The following is a 973-nucleotide window of genomic DNA, read 5'->3' as shown; positions in this document are numbered from 1 at the left end:
CTAGGGCGTGTCTCTTATATGCGTAACCAGACCAGAATCGCCGCAAGCACCACTCCCGCGCGATACGTGACCGCGAGCTTGTCATAACGCGTCGCAAGCCCGCGCCACTGCTTCATCAACCCAAAGGCCCGCTCGACCACGTTGCGGTCTTTGTACAGCTCCGCATCAAACCCGGGCGGTCGCCCGCCAGCACGACCCTTACGCTTCCTGGCAGCGATCTCATTAGACTTCTCCGGAATCACCGCGGCGATGCCGCGCTCACGCAGATACGCGCGGTTCACCCGTGACGTGTACCCGCGATCAGCAAGCAACGCATCAGGGCGCGTCCGCGCCTGCCCGCACCCAATTCTCGGGACCCGAATATCGCCGAGGACTTCCTGCAACATCGCGCCATCATGGCGTTGCCCGCCCGTCACCACAATCGACAGCGGCCGGCCATGCCCCTCGACAGCAAAATGTACCTTCGTGCTCAACCCTCCGCGTGATCTCCCGATCCCGTGACCTGCCGGTTCAATCTCGCATAACGGCAGATTCTTGTAATTCGATAGAGCCCCCTGTGTCCTGATCAGGGCGCGGCAGGTTCGTACCGTGCTGATGAGCACGGTTGATCGTCGCGTCGATTGACACGTTCCAGTCAATGTCGCCCACTGCATCGGCCTCGGCGAGGATGTGCGCGAATACGCGGTCCCAGGTGCCGTCGGTTGCGTAGCGGCGATGCCGCTTCCACACCGTCTGCCAGGGACCATACCGGTCGGGGAGATCTCGCCACGGGATTCCGGTGCGGTACCGGTAGATGATGCCCTCTACAACGCGGCGGCTATCACCAAACGGGCGGCCTTTACGGCCCTCATTCGTTGGCAGAAGTGGTTCAACTCGCTCCCACTGTGCATTCGTGAACTGCGTAAATCTAGACCGTTGTGACACACCTCAATCATGCTCGAGCACAGGCCCACAATTAGGAGACACGCCCTAG

General features: G+C 61.2%; 1 pseudogene. It reads right to left on the bottom strand.

The annotated features are described in order from the left end of the window. Positions 1-14: 14 nt before the first annotated feature. A pseudogene (locus HMPREF2820_RS10790) lies at positions 15-924 on the bottom strand (IS5 family transposase). Between the last annotated feature and the right edge of the window lie 49 nt (positions 925-973).

The organism is Corynebacterium sp. HMSC064E08, from assembly GCF_001811805.1.
Classification (GTDB): domain Bacteria; phylum Actinomycetota; class Actinomycetes; order Mycobacteriales; family Mycobacteriaceae; genus Corynebacterium; species Corynebacterium jeikeium_D.
Note: the sequence above shows the minus strand (reverse complement) of the source record. Positions and strands in the feature narration are given on the sequence as shown.